Genomic DNA, 24,750 nt, shown 5'->3' on the forward strand with positions numbered 1-24,750 from the left:
TGTTCGACCTCCTCGCGGAGCCCGATAGGCCGCGAGCGAATTCAGTCACCGCGATGAAATGCAACGCACACCAATATTCAAACAGATTCTGGCGCGGATTGCAATTGTGCACGCCCGCGATAACGCGAACATAAATCAATACATCGTCACCGAAATGCGCGCCCGCGCCTTCTTCGATGCAGAATTATCGCAGCGCAGCAAGTATTGTTCCGCAACTCCGGCGCCCGCGCCGACCCGATCCCGGGCCTGTGAACGGGATCGGGCCGGCCGCGTTGCCCCGATACGCCCGGAGAGGCGGCCTGGGGAAACGTTCGAGGATTCGCACATGAAGACGTTGATCAGCCTGACCGTCGCCGGCCTCCTGGCAACGGGCGCGGCCGCCACGGCCGCGGAGAATACCGGCCCACGCATGCAAGGCTCGCCCAACGCGGCCGGCTACACGGGCAAGGGCGAGATGGGCAAGGGCGAGATGGGCAAGGGCGAGACGACGGGCACGACGACCGGATCTCCGGGCTCGGAGATGCCGAAGCAGGATGGCCGGATGAAGGGTCCGCCGAACGCGGCCGGCTTCCAGCCGGGCGGCAGCGATGGCGGCTCGGCCGGAGCCTCGGGCCGTCGCTGACTGGGCCCTGCCCCGGGCCGCTAACACGGCGGTCACCCGGCGGTCTCCCGGCCGGGGCGCCGGCGTCGCGATTGATACCGGGGGCCCGGCCGCGATAGGCCTGGACGGCGGCCGAACCGGCTGCGCAACGCGGAAGGCCCCATGAAACACGGCGCGCGCAACGACATCCCCGCCACGGTGACGGCGATCAAGCGCGGGGATGTGATGGCCCAGGTCGAGGTGGAGCTGGTCGGCACCGCCTACCGCATGGCCTCGGTCATGACGGTCGACTCGCTGGAGGAGCTGGGCCTCAAGGAGGGCGACACCGTCCACGTGCTCGCCAAGGCGGTGAACGTGCTGCTGGTGAAGCCGTAGCGGCCGGACGCGGGGCGGCCATCCCCCCATCGTCACCCCATCGTCATGCCGTCGTCATCGGGCTGGCCTAGGGCGGCGCCTCCCGCCCACCCGACCGGCTGCGCTCACCCGATGGATTGGTTCGACCTGCCCGAAGACCCCCAGCCGCCGTCGACCGCCGACGAGAGCCGGATGCGGCTCTACATCGCCGCGGGGCTGATCGGCATCGGCGCCCTCGGGATGGTCGGCGGGATGCTGCACATCCTCCCCGCCTGACGGCCGCCGCGCGGGCGCCGTCAGGCCGCACGGTCCGCCGCCGGTCCGGCCGCGAGCGCGCCGCGGTCGACCGGACCGGCGCGCCCGAACCGCGCGTAGAGCGCCGGCAGCACCACCAGGGTCAGCAGGGTCGCGCTGATCAGGCCGCCGATCACCACCGTGGCCAGCGGCCGCTGCACCTCGGCCCCGGTGCCGGTGGCGAGCGCCATCGGCACGAAGCCCAGGGAGGCGACCAGCGCGGTCATCGCCACCGGCCGCAGCCGGGTGAGGGCGCCCTCGCGGATCGCCGCCCGCAGCGGCCGCCCCTCGGCGACGAGCTGCTTGATGAAGGTCAGCATCACCAGGCCGTTGAGCACCGCGACCCCCGAGAGCGCGATGAACCCGACCGCGGCCGGCACCGAGAGCGGCATCCCCCGCAGCCACAGGGCCGCGATGCCGCCGGTGAGCGCCAGCGGCACGGCGCTGAACACCAGGAGCGCGTCCCGCGCGCCGCCGAGCGCCGAGGTGAGCAGCAGGAAGATCAGGAAGAAGCAGACCGGCACCACCACGGTGAGCCGCGCCTGAGCCGAGGCGAGGTTCTCGAACTGGCCGCCCCAGGTGACGTACGAGCCCGCCGGCAGGGTCACCTGCGCGGCGACCTTGGCCTGCGCCTCCGCCACCAGCGAGCCGATGTCGCGCCCGCGAACGTTGGCGGTGACCACGACCCGGCGCCGGCCGTTCTCGCGGCTGATCTGGTTCGGCCCCTCGCTCACCGAGAACTGCGCCACCTGCCGCAGGAGCACGGAGGCGGCCCGGCCGTTCGCGCCCGGGGGGAGGGGGACCGGCAGGTTCTCCAGGGCCTCCCGGTCCTCGCGGACCTGGTCGGTCAGGCGCACGACGATCGGCACGCGCCGGTCGCCCTCGAACACGACCCCGGCGTCCCGGCCGCCCATGGCGGCGCCGATCACGTCCTGGATCGCGCCGGTGCTGAGGCCGAGCCGGGCCGCCTCGGTCCGGTCGATCCTGATCTCGAAGACCGGCAGGCCGGCGATCTGCTCGACCTTCACGTCGTCGGCGCCCGGGATCCCGCGCAGGATCGCGGCGATCCGGTTGGCGGTCTCCAGCATCGGCTCGAAGGCGTCGCCGAACACCTTCACGGCGAGGTCGCCCCGCGTCCCGGCGAGCAGCTCGTTGAAGCGCAGCTGGATCGGCTGGGAGAACTCGTACGTATTGCCGGCGAGCTCGCCCAGGGCCGCCTCGATCTGCTCCTGCAGTTCGGCCTTCGACAGGCCCGGGTCGGGCCACTCGGCCTGCGGCTTGAGCATCACGAACGTGTCGGAGGAGTTCGGCGGCATCGGGTCGGTGGCGACCTCGGCGGTGCCGGTCTTCGAGAACACGTAGGCGACCTGCGGGAACTTGGCGATCGCCCGCTCCACCTTGAGCTGCATCGCCTGCGACTGGGTGAGGGAGGTGGACGGGATCCGCGTGGCGTTGAGGGCGATGCTCTTCTCGTCGAGCTGCGGGATGAACTCGGTCCCGAGCCGGGTGGCGAGCAGCCCGGCGCCCGCGAGGAGGAGCAGCGCCGCCCCGACGAACGGGGCCGGCGTCCGGATCGCCGCGGCGAGGACGGGCCGGTAGAGCGCCTTCAGGCCCCGGACGAGGGGGTTCTCCGCCTCGGTGACCCGGCCGGTGACGGCGATGGCGATCAGGGCCGGCACGAAGGTCAGCGACAGCACGAAGGCCGCCGCCAGGGCGAGGATGACGGTCAGCGCCATCGGCTGGAACATCTTGCCCTCGACCCCCGTGAAGGTCAGGAGCGGGACGTAGACCAGGATGATGATCGCCTGCCCGTAGAGGGACGGCTTGATCATCTCCTCGGCCGAGTCCCGCACCGTCTCCAGGCGCTCCTCCAGCACGAGCGGCCGCCCGAGAGCGTGCTGCCGCTCGGCGAGGTGGCGGAGCGCGTTCTCGGTGATGATCACCGCCCCGTCGACGATGAGCCCGAAATCCAGAGCCCCGAGGCTCATCAGGTTCGCCGAGATCTTCCCCTCGACCATGCCGGTCACGGTCATCAGCATGGCGACCGGGATGACCAGCGCGGCGATCAGCGCCGCCCGGATGTTGCCGAGCAGCAGGAACAGCACGACGATCACGAGGGCCGCGCCCTCGGCGAGGTTCCTGCCGACCGTGCGGATCGTGGCCTCGACGAGCTGCGTCCGGTCGAGGACGGTCTGGACGACGACGCCGGGGGGCAGGGCGCGCCGGATCTGGTCCATGCGGGCGTCGACGGCGGCCGCCACCGTGCGGCTGTTCTCGCCGATCCGCATCAGGGCGGTGCCGATGACGCTCTCCTGCCCGTTCTCGCTCGCCGAGCCGGTGCGCAGGTCGCGCCCGATCCGCACCGTGGCGACGTCGCGGATCCGAACCGGCACGCCGCCGCGGCTCGCCACCACGACGTCGGCGATCGCCTCCGGGCCCTCCAGGCGGCCGGCGGCGCGGACCACGTAGCTCTCGCCGTTATCCTCCAGGTAGCGGGCGCCCTGGTTGGCGTTGTTGGCCTGGAGCGCCCGGGCGACGTCCGCGAAGGACAGGTCGAGGGCGGTCAGCTTCGTGGGGTCCGGCTGGACGTGGTACTGCTTCTCGAAGCCGCCGATCCCGTCGACGCCGGCGACGCCCGGGACCGACTTGATCTGCGGCCGTACGATCCAGTCCTGCACCGTGCGCAGGTAGGCGACCTGCTCCAGCTCCGTCCTGAGCACCTGCCCCTCCGGGGTCCGGTAGCTCCCGTCCGGCTGCCAGCCCGGCCGGCCCGCCGGCACGGTCGCGCGCTCAGGCAGCGGCGCGTACTGGACCGACCACATGTAGATCTCGCCGAGGCCCGTGGAGATCGGGCCCATCCGCGGCTCGACCCCCGACGGCAGGTCCTCCCGCACCTGGGCGATGCGCTCGGCGACCTGTTGGCGGGCGAAGTAGATGTCGAGGGACTCGGCGAAGACCGCGGTGATCTGCGAGAAGCCGTTGCGCGAGAGCGAGCGGGTGTACTCGAGGCCCTTGATGCCGGCGAGCGCCGTCTCGACCGGGTAGGTGACCTGCCGCTCGACGTCGGCCGGCGACAGGGACGGGGCCAGGGTGTTGATCTGGACCTGGTTGTTGGTGATGTCGGGCACCGCGTCGATGGGCAGCCGCGTGAGCGCGGCGGCGCCGAAGCTAGATGCCAGCAGCACGAGGAGCAGCACCAGCCAGCGCTGGCGGACCGAGACGGCGAGGATGCGGCTGATCATCGTCCGTCTCCTCAGTGGGCGTGGCCGGCGTCGGCCTTGCCGAGCTCGGCCTTCAGCAGGAACGCGTTGCCGACCGCGATCTCGGCGCCGGGCTCGAGCCCGGCGGTGACCTCGAAAGCCTCGTCGTCGGACCGGCCGAGGGTGACCGGCCGCTTCTCGAACCCTTCGGCCGTGCGCGCGAAGACGACGCTCCGACCCTCGATGGTCTGGACGGCCGCCTTGGGGATCCGGACCGGGACGGCGTCCTGCGCGATCTCGACCTCGGCGGTGACGAAGGTGCCGGGCCGCCACGCGAGGTCGGGGTTCGGCAGGGCGACCACCACCCGGGCCGAGCGCGTGTCGGGGTTGAGGAAGGGGCTGACGAAGATCACGCGGCCCTCCGCCCGGCGCTCCGTCTCGCCCGTCCGGCCGGGCGTGACCGTCACGCGGGCGCCCTCCCGCACCTGGGCGAGGTCGAGGGTCGGCACCGACAGCTCGATCCAGACCGTGGAGAGGTCCGCGACCGTGTAGAGGTCGGCCGGGTCGCCCTCCTTGCCGACCGCCGTGCCGACGTCGACCTTGCGCTCGACGATGCGGCCGGCGAGCGGCGACCGCAGGGGGTAGCGGCGCATGGTCGACCGGTTCGGCGTGGCCTCGTCGCGCTTCTGGGCGGCCGCCACCTCGGCGGCGTCGAGGCCGAGCGCCGACAGCTTCTGGCGGGCGAGGTCGACCCGGAGCCGGTTCTCCAGATAGGCGGCCCGGGCGGTCTCGAACGCGGCCTCGGAGGCGCTGCGCGAGGCGAGCAGCTTCTGCTGGCGCTCGAAGTTGATCGTCTGCAGCTCGGCCTGGACCTGGGCGGTGAGGTACTCGCTCTTGGCGTCGGCGACCTCGCGGCTGTCGAGGATGGCGACGACCTCGTTCGCCTGCACGGCGTCGCCGAGGCGCTTGCGCATCTCGGCCACGGTCCCGACCACCCGGGCCGGGACCCGGGCGATCCGGTCGGTGTCGGGCGTGATCGTGCCGGGGACGAGGAGGTGGCGCGCCAGCGTGCCGCCCGCCACCGTGCGCGTGACGATGTCCTGGCCGGCGATCTGGTCGGGCCGCATCCGGATCGTGCCCGCCTCGTCAGCCTCGTGGGCCTCGTCGGCGCCGTGCGGGTGGCCGTGGGCGCGGTCGTGCGCGTGGCCGTGGTCGTCGTGGCCGGCGTGATCGTCGCCCGCGTGCGGATCGGGCGCGGCCTTCGGCCGGTCCGGTGCGGCGGCCGCGTAGCGACGATCGGGGTCGCCGGCCGGCGGACGGGCGAGCCCGGCGGCCGCGAGGGTCTGCCGGAAGCGGTCGGGCAGGGCGGGGACGGCGGCCCCGAGGGCGAAGCCGGCGGCCAGGAGTGCCGCGGCGGCGACCACGGACAGGACGATGCGCATGGGACGGGTGCTCGGCCGGGACGGCGGGGTGCCGCGCGCGGCGGTCCCGGGAGGTCCCGTTCAGGTGTCACGTGAGGGCGAACCCGGAGCCGGTTCGGAATCCGGGCGGAGCGCCGCCCGCGGGCGGCGTCAGCTCACGCGCGCGGGGGGCGCGGCAGCCGGTCTGGACTGACGGAGGGGCGGCCCTGGGCGAGGGGACCCGGCAGCAACCGGCCCGGGGCGGCCGGGGGCGCGATCTCGGTCGCCTCCAGGCGGGCCGCCTGATGGCAGCCGCAATGGAGGTGCTCCGAGAGGCCGGGATCGACGGCCGCCGGGGCCGCCGGCGCGTCGAGGGCCTGGCCCTGGCTCCGGTCGTGATGGCCGCCCGCGTGGAAGGCGAGATCCGCCGCGAGGCCGACGCCCGGAGCGGCGACGGTCAGAGCCAGGACGAGCGCGAGCGTGCGGGCGACGAGCGCCCACCAGCCCCGCGCCCCGGCCGGGCGCCTATGCCGAACCCCGAAGGTCATCGCGGCCCTTATGGTCCATCCGAGGCCGGGGGCACAAGGTCCGGGATCCGGCCCCGGACCCGCTCAGGCCGCCAGCTTGAGGACCCACTGGTAGAAGTCGGTCCAGGTCTCGGCCCGGGCCGGCGGCTCCGCGACCGGGGACCGGGCGGGCTCGGCCGCGGCCTGGGCGCGGACATCCCGGGGGGCGCAGCCGAACTCCGCGCGGAAGGCCTGGGTGAAATGCGCGGGGCTCTCGAAGCGCCAGCGATACGCCACCTCGGAGATGCGGGCGAAGCGCCCGTCGCCGGCGGCGATGTCGCGATAGGCGCGGGCGAGCCGGCGCTGCCGGATGTAGCCGGACACGCCCCCGAGCGGGACGAACAGCCGGTAGAGGGCGCTGCGCGAGACGCCGAACCGCAGCCCGATCGTCTCGGCGGACAGGTCCGCGGAGGCCAGCTCGGCCTCGATGAAGCGCCGGATCGCGACGAGCAGCGGCGCCCGCTCGGGCGGCCGTGTGCCCCCTTCGTCCTGCGGCAGGCCGAGGGTCGCCGCGCCGAGCAGCGCGGCCGTGGCCTCGGCCGCCGCCGCGGCCTCCGGCTCCGAGAACCCGGTCGCGTGCGCGCTCAGGGAGCGCAGGTGGTCGTTGAGCATCCGGCCGAACGGCGTCGCGCCCCGGATCACCGAGCCGTGCAGGGCGTCGAGGCCGCTCTGCCGGGATCCGAAGAGCGGGCGCGGCAGCACCACCGTGATGGCCTCGTAGTCCGTGGAGGCGGCGGAGAGCGGCTGCGACAGGTCGAACAGGCAGATGTCGCCGGGGGCGCAGTCCCGCTCCCGGCCGCCGATCGTGACCCTGGACTGCCCGGAGACGCGCATGTGGGCGACGATGTGATCGACGCCCATCCGGGCGGTCAGGGCCCGCGCGCGCACGAACCGGAGCCCGGAGGCGCGGGCGCTGCAGACGATCGCGGTGCCGAGGTGGCGGACCCGGGACTGCCCCCGGAAATCGGACAGGTCCTCCCGGCGGATCGTGAAATCCCAGAACGGCGCGACGGCGTCGCGCCAATCGTCGGCCTGACGAGGGCCCGGGCTCTCGCCCGTGAGCTGCAGGATCGGTTTCGGTCGCATCGCCCGTGTCGGTCCTGACCGAGCGCGCAGCCCGGTCACGCCTACAGTATGGCGATTCTGTCTGCTCAGAAAAGTGGCACTCCGTTCCAATCACCGGACTCTGAGGTGCGCCCTCGTCCGGGCGCGGCCGGCGAGGGGCCGGAAACAGAACGTCCCGCGAGCCGGGTGGCCGCGGGACGGAGAGTTGCACGGTTGTGAGGATCGAGGGCTTCGACCCTTATGGTTAACCGTCGGTTACCGGCCGCTCGGGGCCGCGCCGCTGCCGGTGGCGCCGTTGCCGGTGCTGCTGTCGCCCGCGGGGGCGCCGGGGGACGAGGTGTTGCCGTTGGGCGTGCTCTGCGCGGCGGCCATCCCGGCGCTGCCGGCGACGAGCGCGAGGGCGAGCAGGGCGGATTGAACGGTGCGGCTGGTCATGGCTCTCCTGAGGATCCCGATCGGGTTCTCGACGAGGGTTCTCGCCGTGCCGGCCCGTGCCGGCGTTGGCTGGAGAACCGCCGCCCGGCGCCGCCCGTTCCCGCCGGGGCCGGGCCGGCGCGAATCGGCCGCAGCCGCCCACGGCCGCTCGTCGGGAACACCCGCGAGTCCCCCGAGCTTGTCCGAGGGTCGAGGCCGGGAGCGTGGCGTGAAGGTGTTCCGGATCATGCAGGCGGCGACCGGCGCGATTCTCTGGAGCGGCTCGGCGCTCGATCCCCTGGCGGCCCTCGACGCGATGGCGCGCGCCGCCGGCTTCCGCGACCGCACCCGGATCCCGAACCACCTGCGGGCCGGCGGCCTCCACGTCGAGGAACTGCGAGCCTGATCCCGCCGCGCCGGCGGAGCCACTCGGAGGGAGACCATGACCAAGCTGTTCATCGCGCAGGTGCGCGACGGGGGCGGCGAGCGGCCGCTCGTGACGGTCCGGGCCGAGGCCGAGGGCGAGGCGCGCCTGTTCCTGGCGGCCGCCTATCCGGACGCCGAGATCGCCCACGTCGCCGAGCCCGGCGACTGGACGAGCGACGCCGATACCGGATCCCGGGCCGGGGACATCCGCGAGCATCCCGGCGTCGCTTGGCAGGCCCCGTCCAGCCTCGCGGGCTGAGGCGCGTCCCCGGGCCGCGCAGCCCGTCCCGGCCGCCTGAACCGGTGTGTACCGGGGAGAAGTCGGGGAGAAGCGGGGAGAACCGGGCGGTGCGGACAATTGGAGCGACGCCGTTCACCGGTCCCTAGGGGCGCCGCACCGAAGGTGCCGCATGCGTTCCGCCGATCCGACACCGCGCCTGTTCGCGGCCGCGGCCGCCCTCACCGGCACCGGGATCCTGATGTGCCGGACCGAGCCGTCCTGGGACGGGATCCTGATCGGCCTGTTCTGCCTCGGCCTCTGGGCCCTCGGGACCCTCGGGACCCTCGGGGCACGGCCGGAGCGTGCGGTGCGGCCCGCGCCGGCGAGGCGGCCCATCGTGCTGGAGGCGGTCGTCGTCGAGACGCCCCGGTCCCCGCCGGAGCTGCTGCCCGCACCCCGACCCGCGGCGGCCCGCGACCGCACCCCGGCGGGCTTCGCCCGGCTGCCGGAGGTGCCGACGCATCGGCAGCGCGTGGTCCAGCGCTACACGAGCAGGCGCGGCTAGGCGCGGCTAGGCGCGGCTAGGCGCGGCCGAACACGACGCGCCTGGATGTCGGCCATGGTCGCGAGCTTCTGCCGCACCGCCGATCCCGGTCTCCCCGCGTTGCCCGCAGCCACTCAGGAGATCAGCATGGCCGACAAGTCCGCCGACACGTCAAACGTGACGACCTACACGGTGAAGCAGGCCCTGGCCGCCAAGGTGGCCGACCACATCGAGATCGCGGTCGAGGCGCAGGACGGCACGAAGCTCAAGCTCGTCGCGACCGCCGACCAGCTCGACGCCCTCGTGGGCGACCTGGAGACGATCCTGGACGCCGACGACGCGGAGGGCGAGGCGGCCTGAGCGAAGCTCGGGCGGTCTCTGACCGCCGGATAGCGGCCGCCCGCGCACCCCGCGCGGGCGGTCCGCGAGCGTGTCGGGGACAAGCGCGTGAGGCAGAGCGCGAGAGGCACCGCGCGAGATGGCCCCGGGCCGGATGAATCTGGTATGGATCGCGCTCGACGCGTCGAACCGAGGAGGGCCGGATGTTCCGCGGCGTCCCCGCGATCCGAACCGGCACAGGGCCGGCGCCCGGGATCCTGCTGCGCCACGCCGGCTCCGGCGGCGCGTCGGCCTAGTGACCGGACGGGAGATCGCCATGGCCCCGCCCGAGACCCCGGCGCCCTATCGGCTGCAATGCATGATCCACCGCGAGAGCGCCGGCGGCATCATCATCCACGACGAGCAGATTGCCGGCCCCCTCGAGGAGGTGGCGGTCGCCGCCGCGAAGGCGCGCTTCGCTGAGCTGCGCGCCGGCCGCGCGGGCTCGGCGGCCCTGCGGGATGCCGCCGGGCGGGTCGTCTGGTCGGCCCGGCAGAACGCCGCGACGCCCGGCACCGCGGGATCCGCACCCCGGTAGGCTCAGCCCGGCGCGCCGTCAGGTGAGGTGGCGCGGCTCCAGATCGATCACCGGACCACCGACGTCGAAGAACTCGTCCTCGTACGGGAGCGCCTCGTCCAGCGACTCGGCCTCGCGCCGCCCGAACGGGATGAGCGCGGACAGGATCCCGAGGCAGAGTGCGCCGGCGACGAAGGCAATCAGGATCGCGATGCTCATGGCGGAACACTCGGGCGCGGCCGGCGGCGGAATCAGGCCACCGGAAGACTAAGGCCCGGTTCCCGCACGCCGCAATCGAAATCGCCACCGGTTCGGCCCCGCTCGCCCGACCGGCGCCGCGGGCGCACCCGGAGCGGGCGCCGCAGGATCGCCCCTGCGATCTCCGGGAGGACCGGGCGGCCGCCCCCGGTCGCGGAGAGCGGCCGGGCGATTCGAGGCTTCACCGCGGCGTCGACACCTGGTCCTGCTGGCGGTCGACCGCGTCGCGGACGCCGCGCCCCGCCATGAGGATCTCGGTCATGAACGCCGCGATCGCCGCCACGGTGCAGACCAGCGCCGCCCCGAAGCAGGCGAACAGGACGGACGCGGTCGCCGCATCGCGCAGCGCGCCGACGAACAGCGTGAGCACGGCCAGACCGATCAGGCCGCCCGCCAGCGAGGCCAGGACCACCGCCACGTCCAGCACGAAGGAGCGCCGCCGCAGGAAGGTCAGGTGGCGGGCGAGGCGGTCGGCCTCGGCGTCCGTCGCCCGGGTGGCCTGCGCCGAGAGGCTGTCGACCTTGTCGGAGATCCGGCCGAGCCGGGTCGAGAACACGTTGAGCAGCGTCGCCAGCGCCGAGAGCAGGAAGGCGGGCGCGAGCGCCACCTGGATGATGTGGGCGATGCTGTCGGGTTCGGTCGCGCTGAGGGAGAAGCCGAACATCGGCGGGCTACGCGCGCGCGCCGCCGGCGCCCGGGCCCGACGGCCGCGCGGCGGCGCGACGACAGCGGGCCGGGCGGATCACCACAGGAGACCCTCCGCCTGCAGCCCGGCCACCAGCAGGAACAGCGCCGAGAGGAACGCCACCGCGAGATACGGGGCCGGCGTGTCGGTCATCGAGGCCTCCCGGCCGACGCGGGGCCGACATCTTGGATCCCGATCCGGACCCGGGAGGCCGGCATCGAAGGCAGCGCGACGGGGCGCATGCGCGTCTCCTGAAATTCCCACCGACGACGAGGCCGGCACATAGGGCCCGCGGCGGGCCGGAAAAGCCGCGGCCGTCGCACCGCCCGGCCGTGGCGGCGTCTTCTCCACAGCCCGGGCGAGCCGGCGCCGCGCCGGCGCGGCGGCGCCGTTCCGCCGCGAGATCTGCCGCTCCCCAGGAGATCGACCCGGTCCGGGCCGCGCGACAAGACACGGCGGCGCGGGATCAAGACTGGGACGGGATCGGATGCTGGATTCATCTGCGCGGATCCGCGAGGGCGAGCGCGAATAGGCGCGGCGTGGATGCGCGGACGCGTCCAGCCGCCCGCGATACGGGGCCGGATCGCACGAGATCTGCGGCACCGTCCACGACCGCGCGCCGGGGCACCGACCGTGACCGCCCGTCAATTAATGTTAACCGCTCGCGGGATCGCGATCGGGCTTGCGGGCCGCCGGCCGGTAGGATTTATTAAACCTCGAAGCTTCCTGGTTGGTCCTGGGAACGTTCACCAACAAACTGAAGCCCCGTCCGCCCCCCGCGCGACGGGGCATTTTGTTTCCGGAAACATTCGGATACAGATCCTCTTCTTGGCTTCGACCGGTCGATTCCGCGATGTGCTCCAGCGCACCCGGCTGTTTCGGCGTCGAAGACCCGATTCCGAGCTGTTGCAGCGATGCACTATCGTCCCGGCGCGTCCTGGCGTTCTGTCCGCCCCGCACACATCCCGCCCAACGGGAGACAGAGGACCAGATGATCAAGAAGCTTCTGCTCGCGAGCGCCGCCACGGCCCTCCTGACCGGCGCCGCCTCGGCCGCCGACCTGCCGCGCCGCGCCGCCCCGCCGCCGGTGTTCACCCCCGTCCCGGTGTTCACCTGGACCGGCGCCTACTTCGGTATCAACGCCGGCTACGCCTTCGACGCCAGCAGCAACAACACCAACAGCTTCGGCGTGCCCGCCCCCTACGGCAACGGCACCACCGCCTTCTTCAGCCAGCGCAACCAGGAAGGCTTCACCGGCGGTGGCCAGGTTGGCTACAACTTCCAGTTCACCCCGGGCTCCGGCATCGTCGTCGGTATCGAGGCGGACGCCCAGTACCTCGACTTCGGCCGCAGCCGGAACAACGCCTTCCTCGCCGGTCCGCTGGCCCCCGGCTACTACGTGACCGACCCGCGCGGCCTCTCCAGCCTCGACTTCTTCGGCACCGTCCGCGGCCGCATCGGTTACGCCTTCGACCGCGTGCTGTTCTACGGCACCGGCGGCTTCGCCTACGGCTCGGGCAGCGCCGACCGCTCCTTCGGGGGCTTCGCCGGCAACGACAGCTTCCGCACCGGCTACGCGGTCGGCGGCGGCATCGAGTACGCCCTGCCGACCGACTCGTTCCTGAACTTCTTCCGCTCGAACGCCGTGACGCTCAAGGTCGAAGGCCTATACGTCAACCTCGACCGCAACACCCGCAACCAGGGTGCGTTCGTCATCAACGCCGCCAACAACTTCCCGGTGGTGTACAACAACATCGGCCGCCGCGACGACGAGTTCGCCGTCATCCGCGCCGGCCTGAACTACAAGTTCGGCTCGTACTGAGATCCACCCGCGATCGCGCCCCCCGCACCGCGGGGGGCTGCGTCCCGGTCACCGGGACGTCGCGCGGGCCTCTGGACAGGCCGCACCCTCTCTCGACCTGAGCATCCCCAGCCCGATCAGACTGGCCGCTTGAGCCGAGGAGCGTCCCGGGAGCCACTCCCGGGACGTCTTGCGTTGGGGCGACGACCCGCCGCGGCGCGCCTCAGGCGTGGACCGCGTGCTCCAGCTGCGCCTTCGACATCCGCGACCGGCCGGGCACGTTCTGCGCCCGGGCCTTGCGCATCAGTTCGGCCTTCGTCGTCTCCGACTTGCCGCTGCCCTTGCCGGACGCCTTGGCGGACTGGCCGTCCTCGCGCGCCGCGGCGGCCTTCTCGGCGGCCGCCTTCGGCTGCTTGGAGAACTGCTTGCCCTTCCGGGTATCGGCCCGCTTCTTGGCCGTGCTGGCGGCGTATTCCTCGTCGGTCAGGCTCTCGCGGGCCTTCTTGGGCAGGTAGCGCTCGCCGGTCTTGCCGCTCTCCTTCCCCGACTTCGTGCCCCATTCCTCGTCGGTCCACTGCTTGAGATGGTTGTCGGCCGCCTTCTTGCCGGCGTAGCCGCCGCCCTCCTTCTTGTATTCAGCGGTCGCGATCTGCGCCTTGCGCGCCGACCACTGGCCAGATTTCCCGCCCTTCTCGGACTTCGTGACCTGCGTCTTGACCTTATTCCAGAGTTCGGGGTCGGTCTTCTTGGCGGTTCCTGACATCGGCGCCTCGTGAGAAAGATTTGGCAGACAACACGAGCCCCGCGGCCGTGTTCCTGCGGCGCGTTCGCCCAGTTCGCGCCCACCCGCACGCAACGTCCGCCGCCGCGACCGGGGGCGCCGGATACGCCGGGCGCCTGACGGGTTGGCCCTCGAGGGGATCGGACGCGTGGTCCGATCCGCCCGGGGCTCCGTCGCGGCACGCGGCGGCGCCCGTAGATCAGGTTCCATCGCGAGGGATGCAGCATGGCCGACGCGCCGGACGACACCCAGGCCCAGCGGATGCCGCACGGCGAACCGGAGCGCGCGGGCTTGGCCGATAGCCCCCGCGACACCGCCACCGGCACGGTCAGGCCGCAGGGCGGCCCGATGGAGCGGGCCGGCACCGAGAAGGAGGAGGCGCGCCGGGGCGGGACCAGCCTCGGCGCGGAGCGCGACCGGCCGGGCGGCGGCCGGGGCTGAGCGCCGCCATCGAGACAGCCCACGAGAGAGGAAGACGCAGCATGCAGATCCGGCACAAGCCCCTGCGCGAGCAGGTGATCGTCATCACCGGCGCCTCCAGCGGGATCGGTCTCGCCACGGCCCGGGCGGCCGCCCGCCGCGGCGCCCGCGTCGTGCTGGCGTCCCGGAACGGCGCCGCCCTCGACACCATCGTCCGCGACATCCAGGAGCGCGGCGGCGAGGCCCGGGCCGTGGTGACCGACGTGTCCCGCCGCGCGGATGTCGAGGCGCTGGCCGCCGAGACCGTGCGCGCCTACGGCGGCTTCGACACCTGGGTGAACAACGCCGGTCTCTCGATCTTCGGCCGCCTCGAGGAGGTCTCGGACGAGGACCATCGCCGGCTGTTCGACGTGAACTTCTGGGGGATCGTCTACGGCTCGACGGTGGCGCTGCAGCACCTGAAGAAGACCGGCGGCGCGCTGGTCAACCTGGGCTCCGTCGCCTCCGACCTCGCCTTGCCGATCCAGGGCATGTACTCCGCCTCCAAGCACGCGATCAAAGGCTTCACGGACGCGCTCCGGATGGAGCTCCAGGAGGAGGGCGCCCCGGTCTCGGTGACGCTCATCAAGCCGGCCTCGATCGACACGCCGTTCCCGGAGCATGCCCGGAACTACATGGCGCAGGCGCCCAAGCTGCCGCCGCCGGTCTACGACCCCGCGGACGTCGCGGACGCGATCCTGTACGCGGCGGAGCACGGGCCCCGCGACCTCTATGTCGGCGGCGGCGGCAAGCTGATGAGCGCGATGCGCAAGCGGGTGCCCGCGGTGACCGACTGGATGGGCGCCCAGGTGATGTCGCGGAGCCAGACGGCGGGCGTGGCCGGCAGGCAGCGGGACGGCGCCCTCCGCGCGGCCGGCCGCGACGGGGCCGTGCGGGGCGGCTCGCCCCACCACGTCATGCGCAGCGCCTACACTCAGGCCTCGATCAACCCGGTCCTGACCGGGATCCTGCTGGCCGGGGCCACGGCGGCCGCGGCCTCGCTCCTGGGCCGCGCCGACCGCCGCTAGAACCCCGCTGCGGCGCCCGCGCGTGCGCCAGTGGGACTGTTTGTTTCTAGACAATTATAGAGGAGGTCAGCCCACATTCAGGCCCGACGACCATTCTAGCCGAGCCTTGCGCCGGACCGAACCGGCGCGGAACCGAGCAGAAGGTCTGATGATGATGCACGTGAAGATGATCGCGGCCGCCGCGGCTGTCGTCGGCGGCCTCGGCCTGGCCTCCGCCGGAGCGGCGCCCCTGGCGCCCGCCGGCGCCGATACGATCACCGGCCCCGCCGCGGTCAGCACGGTCGCGTTCGGCTGCGGCCCCGGCTGGGCGCCCGGCCCGTACGGGCGCTGCCGGCCGATCTACCGGCGACCGCGCTTCTACGGCCCGCGCTGCTTCTTCCGTCCGACGCCGTGGGGCCCGCGGCGCGTCTGCCGCTAGGAGCGCCCAGGCACGCGTCCCGACGCGGCGGTTCGGCGCCGATCCCGGCGCCGAACCGTGACCCGACCCGCGGGTTGATCCAGGGGCAGGTCCCGTCTCCGAGGAGGCGGGGCCTGCCCCTTCCCGTTGGCGGTGACGCGAGCGGCGGGCTGGCGCATCCGGCGCCCGTCCGCCGGCATTGTCGAGGATGCTACGACCGGGACCGCGCACGGTCCCGCTCCTGTTGGATACGGCCATGGCCCAGGATCAGAGCGGCGGCGCGAACCCCTCGGCGGCGGAGCGGGCGGCGGCCGAGCGCGTCGCCCGCAAGCGCCTCGGCCCGGACGGTTGCCCGGAACCGGCGCCCGACCCGCGACCGCCGTCCGGACAGGTCCGCGGGACGGAGGCCGCGGCGCCGGACCGCCGGACGCCTCCGGGGCGGCCAGTGGCGGCGCGCCACCGGCCCGAGAGGCTCCCCGAGTAGCCCCCAGAGCAGCGCCCAGAGAATTCTCGTGCCCGGCCGCGGGAATAAAGCCCGCCGCCGCCCGGTTCCCGATTGTGTGGCACAAGGCTGCAGGCAGGAGCACCAGGGCAGGGACCCCATGGCTTCGCAGGCTCTCGACGGGGCGGGCCCGGCCCGGCCGCCGACATGACGACCCTGGCGCGGGCGCGCTTCAGCCAGCTCGTTCTCCCGCGCCTGGACGAGGGCTACCGGCTCGCGCACTGGCTCACCGGCAACGCCACCGACGCCGAGGACGTGATGCAGGAGGCGTGTCTGCGCGCCTACCGGGCGATCGAGGGCTTCGCCGAGGGCAATGCCCGGGCGTGGTTCCTGACCATCGTCCGCAACACCGGCTATTCCTGGCTGCAGCGGCACCGGCCGCGGGCGGTGGTCTTCGCCGACGACCTCGCCCCCGAAGCCCGCGCCGAGCTGGAGATCGGGGGCGCTCTGACCGAGGCCCAGGAGACGCCCGAGGCGACCCTCATCGCCCGCGACGATGCGGGGCAGCTCGCCCGGGCGGTCGAGGCCCTGCCGGTGGCTTTCCGCGAGGCGCTGGTCCTGCGCGAGTACCACGGCCTCAGCTACCGGGAGATCGCCGCGGTGACGGGAGTCCCGATCGGGACCGTGATGTCGCGCCTCGGCCGCGCGCGGCAGCACCTGCTTGCACGGCTCGCGAAGGACGGGCGATGACCGACGACGAGACCCTCCTGCTCCTCAGCGCCTACGCGGACGGCGAGCTGTCGCCCGGCGAAGTCCTGGCCATGGAGCGCCGTCTCGCGGCGGACCCCGATGCGCGGGCCCTGGCGGACCGCCTCCGCGACCTGTCGGGTACCCTGCGCGAGACCCTCGCGGGGCCGCCCGCCCCGGAATCCCTGCGGGCGCGCGTGATCGAGCAGATCGGCTTCTCCGACCCGCCCCCGTCCCGCGGCCGCCTCGGAGGCCCGCTCGGGTCCCGGCTCGAGACCTGGCTCGAGACATGGCTCAGGTCCTGGCTCAAGTCCTGGCGCGGGTCCTGGCGCGGGTCCTGGCAGGCGCTGGCCGCGACGCTGCTCGTCGGCCTCGTCGGCGGGGCCGCGCTCGGCGGCGGCGTCGTCTATCTCGACCGCCCCGGCGGCGCCCCGGATACCGGCGAGGCCGTGCTCGCCGGCCATCTCCGCGGCCTCGCGGCCCCGCAGCCCTTCGACATCGCCTCCTCGGACCGGCACGTCGTGAAGCCGTGGTTCAACGGCCGGACCACCCTCGCGCCCGAGGCCCCCGACCTGTCCGACAAGGGTTTCCCGCTGGTCGGCGGCCGGGTCGACATCGTCGGCGGCACCCCCGTGCCGACCCTGGTCTATCGCCGAGACCGGCACGTCATCAGCGTCACGGTGATCCCCGCCGCCGACGGCCCCGGGGCCGGCGAGGAGCGGCGCGACGGGTCCACGATCGAGCGCTGGCGCCTCGGCGACCTGACCTACTGGGCGGTGTCGGATCTCAACCGGCGCGACCTGCGCGCCTTCGCCGACCTGTTCCAATCCCGGACCGGGGGCCCGCCCGGCTGACGCGGGAATAACGGCGGTCAATGTCGGGTTATTACTGATATCGTGATGTCGATCCGGCGAGGATCCCAGCGTGATCAGTCAGTCGCACCTGAACACCCGCAGAGCCGAAACAGTATCCGAGATCGGCCCCGCGCAGGGGCGGCGGTCCCAGGCCGGCGGCGCCCCGGCCTTCCCGGACCCGTCCCTCGTGGAGGCGGCGCTCCATCTCCTGGCCGAGCATCTCGAGCAGGGGCTCGCGGTGACCGACCGGTACGGGCGGGCCCACTTCCTGAACCGCGCCGCGCAGGCCTTCATCGCGCGCGGCCTTCTGTGCCTCGAGCACGGCGGCCTGCGCGGCGCGGCGCCCGAGGACAGCGCGGCGCTGCGCCGGGTCATCGCCCGCTGCGCCTCAGGCCATCGCGGCGGCTCGGTGCGCCTGGAGAGCGCGGGCGGGACACTCTTGGTCGCCGCCTCGGCGATTCCCGGGACGCTGGGCCCGATCGCTGAGGGCGCCGTTCTCCTGCGCCTCACCGACCCCGGGACCCCGCGCCTGCCGGATGCCGGCGTTCTCCAGGACCAGTTCGGCTTCACGCCCGCGGAGGCGGCTCTGGCCGTCGACATCCTGGCCGGGAACGACCTCGCGGCGAGCGCGACGCGCCGCAGGATCACCCGGAACACCGCGCGCGTGCACCTGCGCCACCTGTTCGAGAAGACGGGGACGCGCCGCCAGGCCGAGCTGGTGCGCCTGCTCCTGCTCTGCCCGCAGCCGATCGCGGACGCTTAGCGCGATCCGGCAAAAATATTCGCGCCGCCGGCCACCATTAATCCGAACGGAGGATGCGCACATTCCAGGATAAAGCGACGCTGATCCGGCCGATCGTGGACGAACCGCGGATCTTTCGGCGCAACGGAGGCTGAATCATGATCCTCTCGTTCCTCAAATCTGCCCGGAAGAACCGTATCGCGGCGCGAAATCTTCGTATTCTATCGGCCCTCGACGACGAGATGCTGAGCGACATCGGGCTCGACCGGCGCACGCTCCGCACGTTCTGCGAGAACGGCTGCTCGCACGTGCCGCCTCCGCCGAGCCAGGCCGAGGCGCCCCGGGCCCTCGTGATGCCCGGAGCGCTCGGGATCGCCTTCCGCTGAGCGCCCGCCGCGCCGCCCGCCGTCCCCCGCCCGGGACCCGGCCGGAACGCTCAGATCTCGACGCAGATCTTGCCGAAGTGGCGGTTGCTCTCCTGGTGGCGGAACGCCGCGACGAGGTCGTCGAGGGGGAAGCGGCGGTCGATGACCGGCCGCAACCCGCAGGCGTCGATGCCGCGGATCATCTCGATCTGGTGGCGCCGGCTGCCGACCAGCACCCCCTGCAGCCGGATCTGCTTCAGGAGCGCCGGCACCAGCGGCAGCTCGCCCGCGACGCCCGAGAGGATGCCGATCACCGAGATGTGGCCGGCGACCCGCACGGCCGCCATGGACTGCTCCAGCGTGGCCGGGCCGCCGACGTCGAGGACGTGGTCGACGCCGCGCCCGTCGGTCAGGCGCCGGGCAGTCTCGCCCCAGGCCGGGTCGGCGCGGTAGTTGATGACGTGGTCGGCGCCGAGCCCGCGCAGGCGCTCCAGCTTGGCGTCGCTGGAGGAGGTGGCGATCACCGCGGCCCCCGCCGCCTTGGCGAATTGCAGGCCGAACAGCGACACGCCGCCGGTGCCCTGCACCAGCACCACGTCGCCGCTCTTCAGGCCGGCATCGGCGTGCAGCGCCCGCCACGCGGTCAGCGCGGCGGTGGTGAGCGTCGCCGCCTCGGCGTGGTCCCAGCCCCGCGGGGCGCGGGTGAAGGCGGTGGCGGGCGCGGTGACGCGCGCGCGGGCGTAGCCGTCGACCCCGTCGCCCGGCACGGTGGCAAAGCCCTCGACGCGCGGCGCGCCCTCCAGCCAGGTCGGGAAGAACGTGCTGACGACCCGGTCGCCCACGGCGAACTCGGTCACGCCCGGCCCCACGGCCTCGACCTCGCCGGCCCCGTCGGACATCGGGATGCGCGGCTCGCTCGGGCCCCACATCCCGCTGACCACCGCGTAGTCGTGGTAGTTGAGCGAACTCGCCCGCAGGCGGACGGTGATCGCGCCGGGCCCGGGCTCCGGCACGGGCCGCTCGCCGAAGGTCACCTTGTCGAAGCCGCCGCCGGGCTGGACGATGACGGCCCGGGCTGTCGATCCGGTCATGACGCACCTGTCGCTCCGCGGCCTCGGCCGCCGGGAGGCGGACACTGGCAGGCCCCGCGCGCCGCGTCGAGACGACGGGGTTGGGCCGCCCGCCGCGGGGCCGGGGAGGGCGGTCCGCGCCCGCAACCCCGTCCTGCCCGCGCCGCCCTTGCCGCTGTGCCGCGCCGGCGCCAAGGTCGCGGATCGCATCCCGTCCGTGGAGGGAGGACAGACCGTGTCGACCGAGCGCGTCGTTCTGACCGAAAGCATAGCGCCGACAGCGTCCAAGATCTTCACGCAGGCCGGGATCGGCGCCATCCGGCAACTGCCGCGCGCGGTCAGCCCCGGGGACGCCGGCGATCTGGCCGACGTCACCGTCCTCGGCATCCGCTCGCGCACGCAGGTCACCGCCGCGCTTCTCGACGCCCTGCCCGATCTCGCCGCCATCGGCTGCTTCAGCGTCGGGACCAACCAGGTCGACCTCGAGACGGCGCGGGCCCGCGGCCTGCCGGTCTTCAACGCGCCGTTCTCGAACACGCGCAGCGTCGCCGAACTCACGATCGGCGAGATCGTGATGCTGCTCCGGCGGATCGTGCCGCGCTCGGTCGCGGCGCACGACGGCGGCTGGGACAAGTCGGCCACCGGCGCCTACGAGGTGCGCGGCAAGACCCTGGGCATCGTCGGCTACGGCAACATCGGCGCGCAGCTCTCGAACCTCGCCGAGGCGATGGGCATGCGCGTCATCTTCTACGATCTCACCGACAAGCTGCGCCACGGCAACACCGAGCCGGCCGAGAGCTTCGAGGCCCTGCTCGCCTTGAGCGACGTGGTCAGCCTGCACGTCCCGGAGACGCCGCTGACCCACGGGCTGATGGGCGCGGAGCGGATCCGCACGATGAGGCCGGGCGCCTACCTGATCAACAACAGCCGCGGCACGGTCGTGGACCTGGACGCCCTGGCGGCGGCGCTGCGCGACGGGCATCTCGCCGGGGCCGCCATCGACGTCTTTCCCGTGGAGCCGACCTCCAACGCGGAGCGCTTCGTCTCGCCCCTGCAGGGCCTGCCGAACGTCATCCTCACCCCCCATGTCGGCGGCTCGACCGAGGAGGCCCAGGACCGCATCGGCGCGGAGGTGGCCCGCAAGCTCGTCGACTACGTCCAGACCGGCTCGACGCTCGGCGCCGTGAATTTCCCGCAGGTCCAGCTGCCGCCGCGCCTGTCCGGCGCGCGCTTCCTCCACGTGCACCGGAACGTGCCCGGCGTGCTCGGGCAGATCAACGCGATCTTCTCGGGCCGGTCGCTCAACATCGACGCGCAGTACCTGCAGACGGACGGCGAGTTCGGCTACGTCGTGGTCGACGCGTCGGTGCGGCCGGGCGAGGCGGACGGGGTCCTGCGCGCGCTGCGGGCCATCGACGGCACGGTGCGGACGCGGCACCTCCGGCCGGCGGCGTAGGGGGACCGCCCGCCCCGCCGGACGTCGGTGGTCGGTGGTCGGTGGTCGGGCGCGACCGGCCCCCTCTCCCGCACGGGAGCGGGGACCCGCGCGATCGTGGACGCGCGGATCGTCACGCCCGCGGGGACGGGTTCAACGCGGACAGCGACGAGCCGGCCGCGTGACCGGCGCCCCGCCGGTCACGCTCGCGGCAGGGTGTGGAGCGCCCTCAGGAAGGCGTCGACATCCGCGCGGGTGTTGTAGAAGGCGAGCGAGGCCCGCACCGACTGGTCGACCCCGAACCGGCGCAGGGCCGGCAGGGCGCAGTGGTGGCCCGAGCGCACCGCGATGCCGTGCGCGTCGAGGTGGTGGGCGACCGCCTCGTTCGTCTGCCCCTCGATCACGAAGGACATCACGCTCGCCTTCTCCCGGGCGGTGCCGATCAGGCGCAGGCCCTTCACGTCGGCCAGGCCGCCCTGCGCGTAGTCCAGGAGGTCGTGCTCGTAGGCGGCGATCGCCGGCATGCCGATGCCCGCGAGGTAGTCGAGCGCCGCCCCGAGACCGACCGCCCCGGCGATGTCGGGTGTGCCCGCCTCGAACTTCTCGGGCGCGCTCTTGTAGACGGTCTTCGCGAAGGTGACGTCCTCGATCATGTGGCCGCCGCCCTGCCAGGGCGGCATCGCCTCCAGCAGGTGGGTCTTGCCGTAGAGCGCGCCGATGCCCGTCGGGCCGAACACCTTGTGGCCGGAGAAGACCAGGAAGTCGGCGTCGAGGGACTGCACGTCCAGCGGCATGTGCGGCGAGGATTGCGCCGCGTCGACCAGCACCGGCACCCCGTAGGCGTGGGCGAGCTGGATGATCTCCCGCACCGGGTTCACGGTGCCGAGCGCGTTGGCCACCTGCGTCACCGAGACGATCTTCGTACGGCCCGACAGCAGCGCCGCGTACTGCTCGAAGATGATCTCGCCCCGGTCGTTGACCGGGATCACCCGGAGCGTCGCCCCGGTCTGCTGCGCCAGCAGCTGCCAGGGCACGATGTTGGCGTGGTGCTCGATGGTCGAGACGATGATCTCGTCGCCCGGGCCGACATTGGCCCGGCCGTAGGAATTCGCCACGAGGTTGATCGCCTCCGTGGTGCCGCGCAGGAAGACGATGTCGTCCTTCGACGGGGCGTTGAGGAAGCGGCGCACCGCCTCGCGGCCGCCCTCGAACAGGTCGGTGGAGCGCGCCGCCAGGGTGTGGGCGGCCCGGTGGATGTTCGAGTTGTGCCGCCCGTAGAACTCCGAGGTCGCGTCGATCACCGCCTGCGGCTTGTGGGTGGTGGCGGCGTTGTCGAGCCAGACCAGCGGGTGGCCGTTGACGCTCTGGTGCAGGGCCGGGAAATCGCGGCGGACATGCTCCACGTCGAAGGGCGCCGCCACCGGGCTCGATCCCTGTGCCGCCAGGCGCGGCGCCGGGCCCGGGTAGCGGGCCGGCTCCACCCGGGGGCTCGCCGGCGCCCTGCGGGCCGGCCCGGGGCCGAGGTTCAGGAAGTAGTAGTCGGACGGCGGCGCCTCGGGCGCCGGGGACAGCCGGCCGGTCCGCGCGAAGCGCTCCTGCGCCTCGTCGCGGCCGGCCTTCGACGGGTCGGCCGGCACGAGGTGCGGGGCGAGCGCGTGCGCGAAGGCGTTGGCGCGGGGATGGTCCGCGGCGATCTGCCGGTGCAGCTCCGGACCGCCGGGCAGGGCGGCCGCCAGCGCCGGGGCGCCGGCGAAGGAGAAATCGGGCAGCACGGGGCGCGGGCTCGCCGGGTGGACCGGCGGGATCGCCCCGACATCGGCGAAGGCCGGGCTCGCGGGTGCGAGGTTCGGCACGGTCGGGCCGGAGAGGCCCGGCAGGCCGACCGGCGGCGCCCCGAACGAGCGCGCCGCCAGCGCGGAGGCGTCGGGCTGCGGCACGGCGGGCTGGCCGCCGGCAGGCGCCGAGGGCACGCTCAGGGCGCCGCTCGGCAGCGGCGCGCCGCCCGGGCCCTGGGGCAGGCTCTCGAGAGCCTGCGGGACCTGGGGGCCGGCGGGGATCGCCGGGGCGAAAGGCTGGCTCGCGGCCTGCCCCTGCCCGTAGATCTCCCGGGCGAGGCGCCCGACGAGATCCGCGTGGGCCAGCTCGCCCGGGCTCGCCCCGGGCAGCCCGAGGGCGCGTGCCTCAGGCGTAGTCATGGTAGTTGCCCAGCAGCACGTTATCGAGGCGGGCGATCGCGTCCTCGACCAGCACGGCGGCCGAGAAGTAGCGGGTCACGAGGTGCGAGGCGATCGAGTGGTCGTTGGTGCCCATGTAGCGCACCGACAGGCCGGGCTCGATCTCGCCGGTCACGCCCGACTTCTGCAGGCCGACCACGCCCTGCTCGCCCTCGCCGACGCGCAGCAGCAGGATCGAGGTGGTCTCGGCCCCGGTCACCGGGTCGAGGTCGATCGGCAGCTTGTCGCTCGGCACCAGCGGCACGCCACGCCACGTGATGAACGGCGCGCCGAACAGGTGGACGACGACCGGCGGCACGCCGCGGCGGGTCGCCTCCCGGCCGAAGGCCGCGATGGCGCGGGGATGGGCCACGAAGAAGGCGGGCTTCTTCCAGACCAGGGTCAGCAGCTCGTCGAGGTCGTCCGGGGTGGGCGGGCCGCCGCGGGTGGGGATGCGCTGGCGCGGGCCGACCTCGCCGAGAAGGCCGAACTGCGCGTTGTTCAGGAGCTCCCACTCCTCGCGCTCCTTCACGGCGTCGACCGTGAGGCGGATCTGCTCGCGGAGCTGGTCGATCTCGTTGGAGTAGAGATCGGTGACCCGCGTGTGGGTGTTGAGGATCGTCTGGATGGTCGAGAGGTGGTACTCGCGCGGATCGACCTCGTAGTCGACGAAGGTCGTCGGCAGGCGCGGCTCGCCGGTATGGACAGCCAGCAGCTCGATCCCCTGCTCGCCGTAGGAGTTGGTGTGACCTTTGAGGCGGTCGCGCTCCTCGCGGTACTGCGCGATCTTGGCGCGGATCTCCTCGCTCTCAACCGCGGCGGCGTCGAGGGTCAGGAGGGTCACGGCCGACAGGGCCTTCACGGCCGGGGCGGGCGCGCGCTCACCGGCGAGGCCCGCATCGCCGAAATAGTCGCCCTTCGTGGCGAGCCCCTGGCGCAGGCGGCCCTTGTAGGGGCCCGACAGGGTCAGCTCGACGGTGCCGTCGGCCACCACCGTGAGGCTGCGGCCGGCGGAGCCCTCCTCGTGGATGACCGCGCCGGCCTTGTGGTGGCTCTCGGTGAACTTGGCCGCCAGCGCGGCCAGCTCGGCATCGCCTAGCCGGCTGAACAGCGGCACGGCGCGCAGGGACGACGGGCGGATCAGCCGCCCCTTGCCGTCCCCCTTGCCGTCCCCCTTGTCCTCGGCGACGAGATCGATCCGGCCGGGGCGCGCCAGCACGACGGCGCGGCGGTTGACGCGGTAGACCCCGCCCGCCACGTCCACGAAGGGCAGGAGCCGGAGCAGCCAGCGCGGCGTGTTGGCCGCGTTCTGGACCGAGGTGACGGTCGCCGTCGCAAGGTTGCGTGCCGCCGTGGCGCTCACGCTCAGACCCGGTCCGCTCATCGTTCGTCCTCACTCCATCCAGGATTGCAGGCGCGCCGCATCGATCCGCGCGGCGGCGGTGCGCCCCGCAGGCTGTGCGAGGCGGGCGCAAGTGGTTTCGATCAAGACTT

29 protein-coding genes and 1 pseudogene are annotated in these 24,750 nt (G+C 73.4%); 19 read left to right on the forward strand and 11 right to left on the reverse strand.

Annotated elements, in window-relative coordinates; translation table 11 throughout:
• Window positions 1–325: 325 nt before the first annotated feature.
• From LOK46_RS07270 to LOK46_RS07280, 3 genes are all read left to right on the forward strand, one after another.
• Complete coding sequence (locus LOK46_RS07270) at window positions 326–622, forward strand: hypothetical protein (RefSeq protein WP_273563157.1); 297 nt, start codon at window positions 326–328, stop codon at window positions 620–622.
• 141 nt (window positions 623–763) lie between these two features.
• Complete coding sequence (locus LOK46_RS07275) at window positions 764–976, forward strand: TOBE domain-containing protein (RefSeq protein ID WP_020095100.1); 213 nt, start codon at window positions 764–766, stop codon at window positions 974–976.
• A gap of 111 nt (window positions 977–1,087) precedes the next feature.
• A complete protein-coding gene (locus tag LOK46_RS07280; RefSeq protein WP_273563158.1) occupies window positions 1,088–1,231 on the forward strand; it encodes a hypothetical protein in 144 nt (47 codons plus the stop codon).
• Window positions 1,232–1,251: 20 nt separating this feature from the next.
• Here the strand turns inward: LOK46_RS07280 and LOK46_RS07285 are convergent, their stop codons facing one another.
• The 5 genes from LOK46_RS07285 to LOK46_RS07305 all read right to left on the reverse strand — a co-directional run bounded on the left by LOK46_RS07285 (window position 1,252) and on the right by LOK46_RS07305 (window position 7,915).
• Window positions 1,252–4,491, reverse strand: a complete 3,240-nt coding sequence (locus LOK46_RS07285; protein WP_273563159.1) for an efflux RND transporter permease subunit — start codon at window positions 4,489–4,491, stop codon at window positions 1,252–1,254.
• Window positions 4,492–4,502: 11 nt separating this feature from the next.
• Window positions 4,503–5,891, reverse strand: coding sequence for an efflux RND transporter periplasmic adaptor subunit (locus LOK46_RS07290; protein ID WP_273563160.1), 1,389 nt, complete (start codon window positions 5,889–5,891; stop codon window positions 4,503–4,505).
• Window positions 5,892–6,025: 134 nt separating this feature from the next.
• Window positions 6,026–6,397: a hypothetical protein gene (locus LOK46_RS07295; protein ID WP_273563161.1), complete on the reverse strand. Its 372-nt coding sequence runs from the start codon at window positions 6,395–6,397 to the stop codon at window positions 6,026–6,028.
• Between the two features lie 63 nt (window positions 6,398–6,460).
• Entirely contained in the window at window positions 6,461–7,501 is a 1,041-nt protein-coding gene (locus LOK46_RS07300) for a helix-turn-helix domain-containing protein (protein ID WP_273563162.1), read from the reverse strand.
• A 234-nt stretch (window positions 7,502–7,735) separates the two neighbouring features.
• Window positions 7,736–7,915, reverse strand: a complete 180-nt coding sequence (locus LOK46_RS07305) for a hypothetical protein (protein WP_273563163.1) — start codon at window positions 7,913–7,915, stop codon at window positions 7,736–7,738.
• A gap of 208 nt (window positions 7,916–8,123) precedes the next feature.
• Between LOK46_RS07305 and LOK46_RS07310 the strand changes: the two genes are divergently transcribed.
• The 5 genes from LOK46_RS07310 to LOK46_RS07330 all read left to right on the forward strand — a co-directional run bounded on the left by LOK46_RS07310 (window position 8,124) and on the right by LOK46_RS07330 (window position 10,000).
• Entirely contained in the window at window positions 8,124–8,300 is a 177-nt protein-coding gene (locus tag LOK46_RS07310; RefSeq protein WP_273563164.1) for a hypothetical protein, read from the forward strand.
• A gap of 36 nt (window positions 8,301–8,336) precedes the next feature.
• Window positions 8,337–8,579, forward strand: a complete 243-nt coding sequence (locus LOK46_RS07315) for a hypothetical protein (protein ID WP_273563165.1) — start codon at window positions 8,337–8,339, stop codon at window positions 8,577–8,579.
• A gap of 151 nt (window positions 8,580–8,730) precedes the next feature.
• Window positions 8,731–9,105 carry an energy transducer TonB gene (locus LOK46_RS07320; protein WP_273563166.1) on the forward strand — a complete coding sequence of 125 codons (375 nt, stop codon included), beginning with the start codon at window positions 8,731–8,733 and terminating at the stop codon, window positions 9,103–9,105.
• 126 nt (window positions 9,106–9,231) lie between these two features.
• Window positions 9,232–9,444, forward strand: a complete 213-nt coding sequence (locus LOK46_RS07325; protein ID WP_012318394.1) for a hypothetical protein — start codon at window positions 9,232–9,234, stop codon at window positions 9,442–9,444.
• Between the two features lie 295 nt (window positions 9,445–9,739).
• Complete coding sequence (locus LOK46_RS07330) at window positions 9,740–10,000, forward strand: hypothetical protein (protein WP_273563167.1); 261 nt, start codon at window positions 9,740–9,742, stop codon at window positions 9,998–10,000.
• An 18-nt stretch (window positions 10,001–10,018) separates the two neighbouring features.
• Here the strand turns inward: LOK46_RS07330 and LOK46_RS07335 are convergent, their stop codons facing one another.
• Together LOK46_RS07335 and LOK46_RS07340 are read right to left on the reverse strand one after the other, a co-directional pair.
• On the reverse strand, window positions 10,019–10,198 hold the full coding sequence (locus LOK46_RS07335; protein ID WP_273563168.1) for a hypothetical protein: 180 nt from the start codon (window positions 10,196–10,198) through the stop codon (window positions 10,019–10,021).
• Window positions 10,199–10,418: 220 nt separating this feature from the next.
• On the reverse strand, window positions 10,419–10,901 hold the full coding sequence (locus LOK46_RS07340) for a DUF2721 domain-containing protein (RefSeq protein WP_273563169.1): 483 nt from the start codon (window positions 10,899–10,901) through the stop codon (window positions 10,419–10,421).
• Window positions 10,902–11,913: 1,012 nt separating this feature from the next.
• Between LOK46_RS07340 and LOK46_RS07345 the strand changes: the two genes are divergently transcribed.
• Window positions 11,914–12,744, forward strand: a complete 831-nt coding sequence (locus LOK46_RS07345) for an outer membrane protein (protein ID WP_273563170.1) — start codon at window positions 11,914–11,916, stop codon at window positions 12,742–12,744.
• 202 nt (window positions 12,745–12,946) lie between these two features.
• On the opposite strand, the gene LOK46_RS07350 is transcribed toward LOK46_RS07345, so the two are convergent.
• Window positions 12,947–13,486: a hypothetical protein gene (locus LOK46_RS07350; protein WP_273563171.1), complete on the reverse strand. Its 540-nt coding sequence runs from the start codon at window positions 13,484–13,486 to the stop codon at window positions 12,947–12,949.
• A gap of 243 nt (window positions 13,487–13,729) precedes the next feature.
• Between LOK46_RS07350 and LOK46_RS07355 the strand changes: the two genes are divergently transcribed.
• From LOK46_RS07355 to LOK46_RS07395, 9 genes and pseudogenes are all read left to right on the forward strand, one after another.
• On the forward strand, window positions 13,730–13,945 hold the full coding sequence (locus LOK46_RS07355) for a hypothetical protein (RefSeq protein WP_273563172.1): 216 nt from the start codon (window positions 13,730–13,732) through the stop codon (window positions 13,943–13,945).
• 41 nt (window positions 13,946–13,986) lie between these two features.
• Entirely contained in the window at window positions 13,987–14,991 is a 1,005-nt protein-coding gene (locus LOK46_RS07360) for an SDR family oxidoreductase (RefSeq protein ID WP_273563173.1), read from the forward strand.
• A 151-nt stretch (window positions 14,992–15,142) separates the two neighbouring features.
• Window positions 15,143–15,409 (forward strand): GCG_CRPN prefix-to-repeats domain-containing protein, encoded by a 267-nt coding sequence (locus LOK46_RS07365; RefSeq protein WP_273564555.1) that lies wholly within the window; start codon window positions 15,143–15,145, stop codon window positions 15,407–15,409.
• 235 nt (window positions 15,410–15,644) lie between these two features.
• Window positions 15,645–15,872 (forward strand): hypothetical protein, encoded by a 228-nt coding sequence (locus tag LOK46_RS07370; RefSeq protein WP_273563174.1) that lies wholly within the window; start codon window positions 15,645–15,647, stop codon window positions 15,870–15,872.
• 165 nt (window positions 15,873–16,037) lie between these two features.
• Window positions 16,038–16,580, forward strand: coding sequence for a sigma-70 family RNA polymerase sigma factor (locus LOK46_RS07375; protein WP_273563175.1), 543 nt, complete (start codon window positions 16,038–16,040; stop codon window positions 16,578–16,580).
• The gene (locus LOK46_RS07380; RefSeq protein ID WP_273563176.1) at window positions 16,577–17,431 is read left to right on the forward strand and encodes an anti-sigma factor family protein; all 855 of its coding nucleotides are present in this window, start codon (window positions 16,577–16,579) and stop codon (window positions 17,429–17,431) included. Before LOK46_RS07375 ends, LOK46_RS07380 begins: the two co-directional genes overlap by 4 nt.
• Window positions 17,432–17,501: 70 nt before the next feature.
• Window positions 17,502–18,194: a helix-turn-helix transcriptional regulator gene (locus LOK46_RS07385; protein ID WP_273563177.1), complete on the forward strand. Its 693-nt coding sequence runs from the start codon at window positions 17,502–17,504 to the stop codon at window positions 18,192–18,194.
• Between the two features lie 137 nt (window positions 18,195–18,331).
• A pseudogene (locus LOK46_RS07390) lies at window positions 18,332–18,400 on the forward strand (DUF1127 domain-containing protein); the annotation flags it as partial.
• Between the two features lie 15 nt (window positions 18,401–18,415).
• Window positions 18,416–18,559 carry a hypothetical protein gene (locus LOK46_RS07395; RefSeq protein ID WP_273564747.1) on the forward strand — a complete coding sequence of 48 codons (144 nt, stop codon included), beginning with the start codon at window positions 18,416–18,418 and terminating at the stop codon, window positions 18,557–18,559.
• 50 nt (window positions 18,560–18,609) lie between these two features.
• Here the strand turns inward: LOK46_RS07395 and LOK46_RS07400 are convergent, their stop codons facing one another.
• Window positions 18,610–19,629, reverse strand: a complete 1,020-nt coding sequence (locus tag LOK46_RS07400) for a zinc-dependent alcohol dehydrogenase family protein (RefSeq protein ID WP_273563178.1) — start codon at window positions 19,627–19,629, stop codon at window positions 18,610–18,612.
• Between the two features lie 214 nt (window positions 19,630–19,843).
• On the opposite strand from LOK46_RS07400, the gene serA reads away from it, so the two are divergent.
• The gene (gene serA, locus LOK46_RS07405; RefSeq protein ID WP_273563179.1) at window positions 19,844–21,064 is read left to right on the forward strand and encodes a phosphoglycerate dehydrogenase; all 1,221 of its coding nucleotides are present in this window, start codon (window positions 19,844–19,846) and stop codon (window positions 21,062–21,064) included.
• A 179-nt stretch (window positions 21,065–21,243) separates the two neighbouring features.
• Here serA and LOK46_RS07410 read toward each other — a convergent pair whose 3' ends face one another.
• Both LOK46_RS07410 and LOK46_RS07415 read right to left on the reverse strand, forming a co-directional pair.
• Window positions 21,244–23,238 (reverse strand): family 2A encapsulin nanocompartment cargo protein cysteine desulfurase, encoded by a 1,995-nt coding sequence (locus tag LOK46_RS07410; protein WP_273563180.1) that lies wholly within the window; start codon window positions 23,236–23,238, stop codon window positions 21,244–21,246.
• On the reverse strand, window positions 23,225–24,640 hold the full coding sequence (locus LOK46_RS07415) for a family 2B encapsulin nanocompartment shell protein (protein ID WP_273563181.1): 1,416 nt from the start codon (window positions 24,638–24,640) through the stop codon (window positions 23,225–23,227). The genes LOK46_RS07410 and LOK46_RS07415 overlap by 14 nt, the downstream gene beginning before the upstream one ends.
• Window positions 24,641–24,750 lie beyond the last annotated feature (110 nt).

The sequence above is a fragment of the Methylobacterium sp. NMS14P genome, assembly GCF_028583545.1.
Classification (GTDB): Bacteria; Pseudomonadota; Alphaproteobacteria; order Rhizobiales; family Beijerinckiaceae; genus Methylobacterium.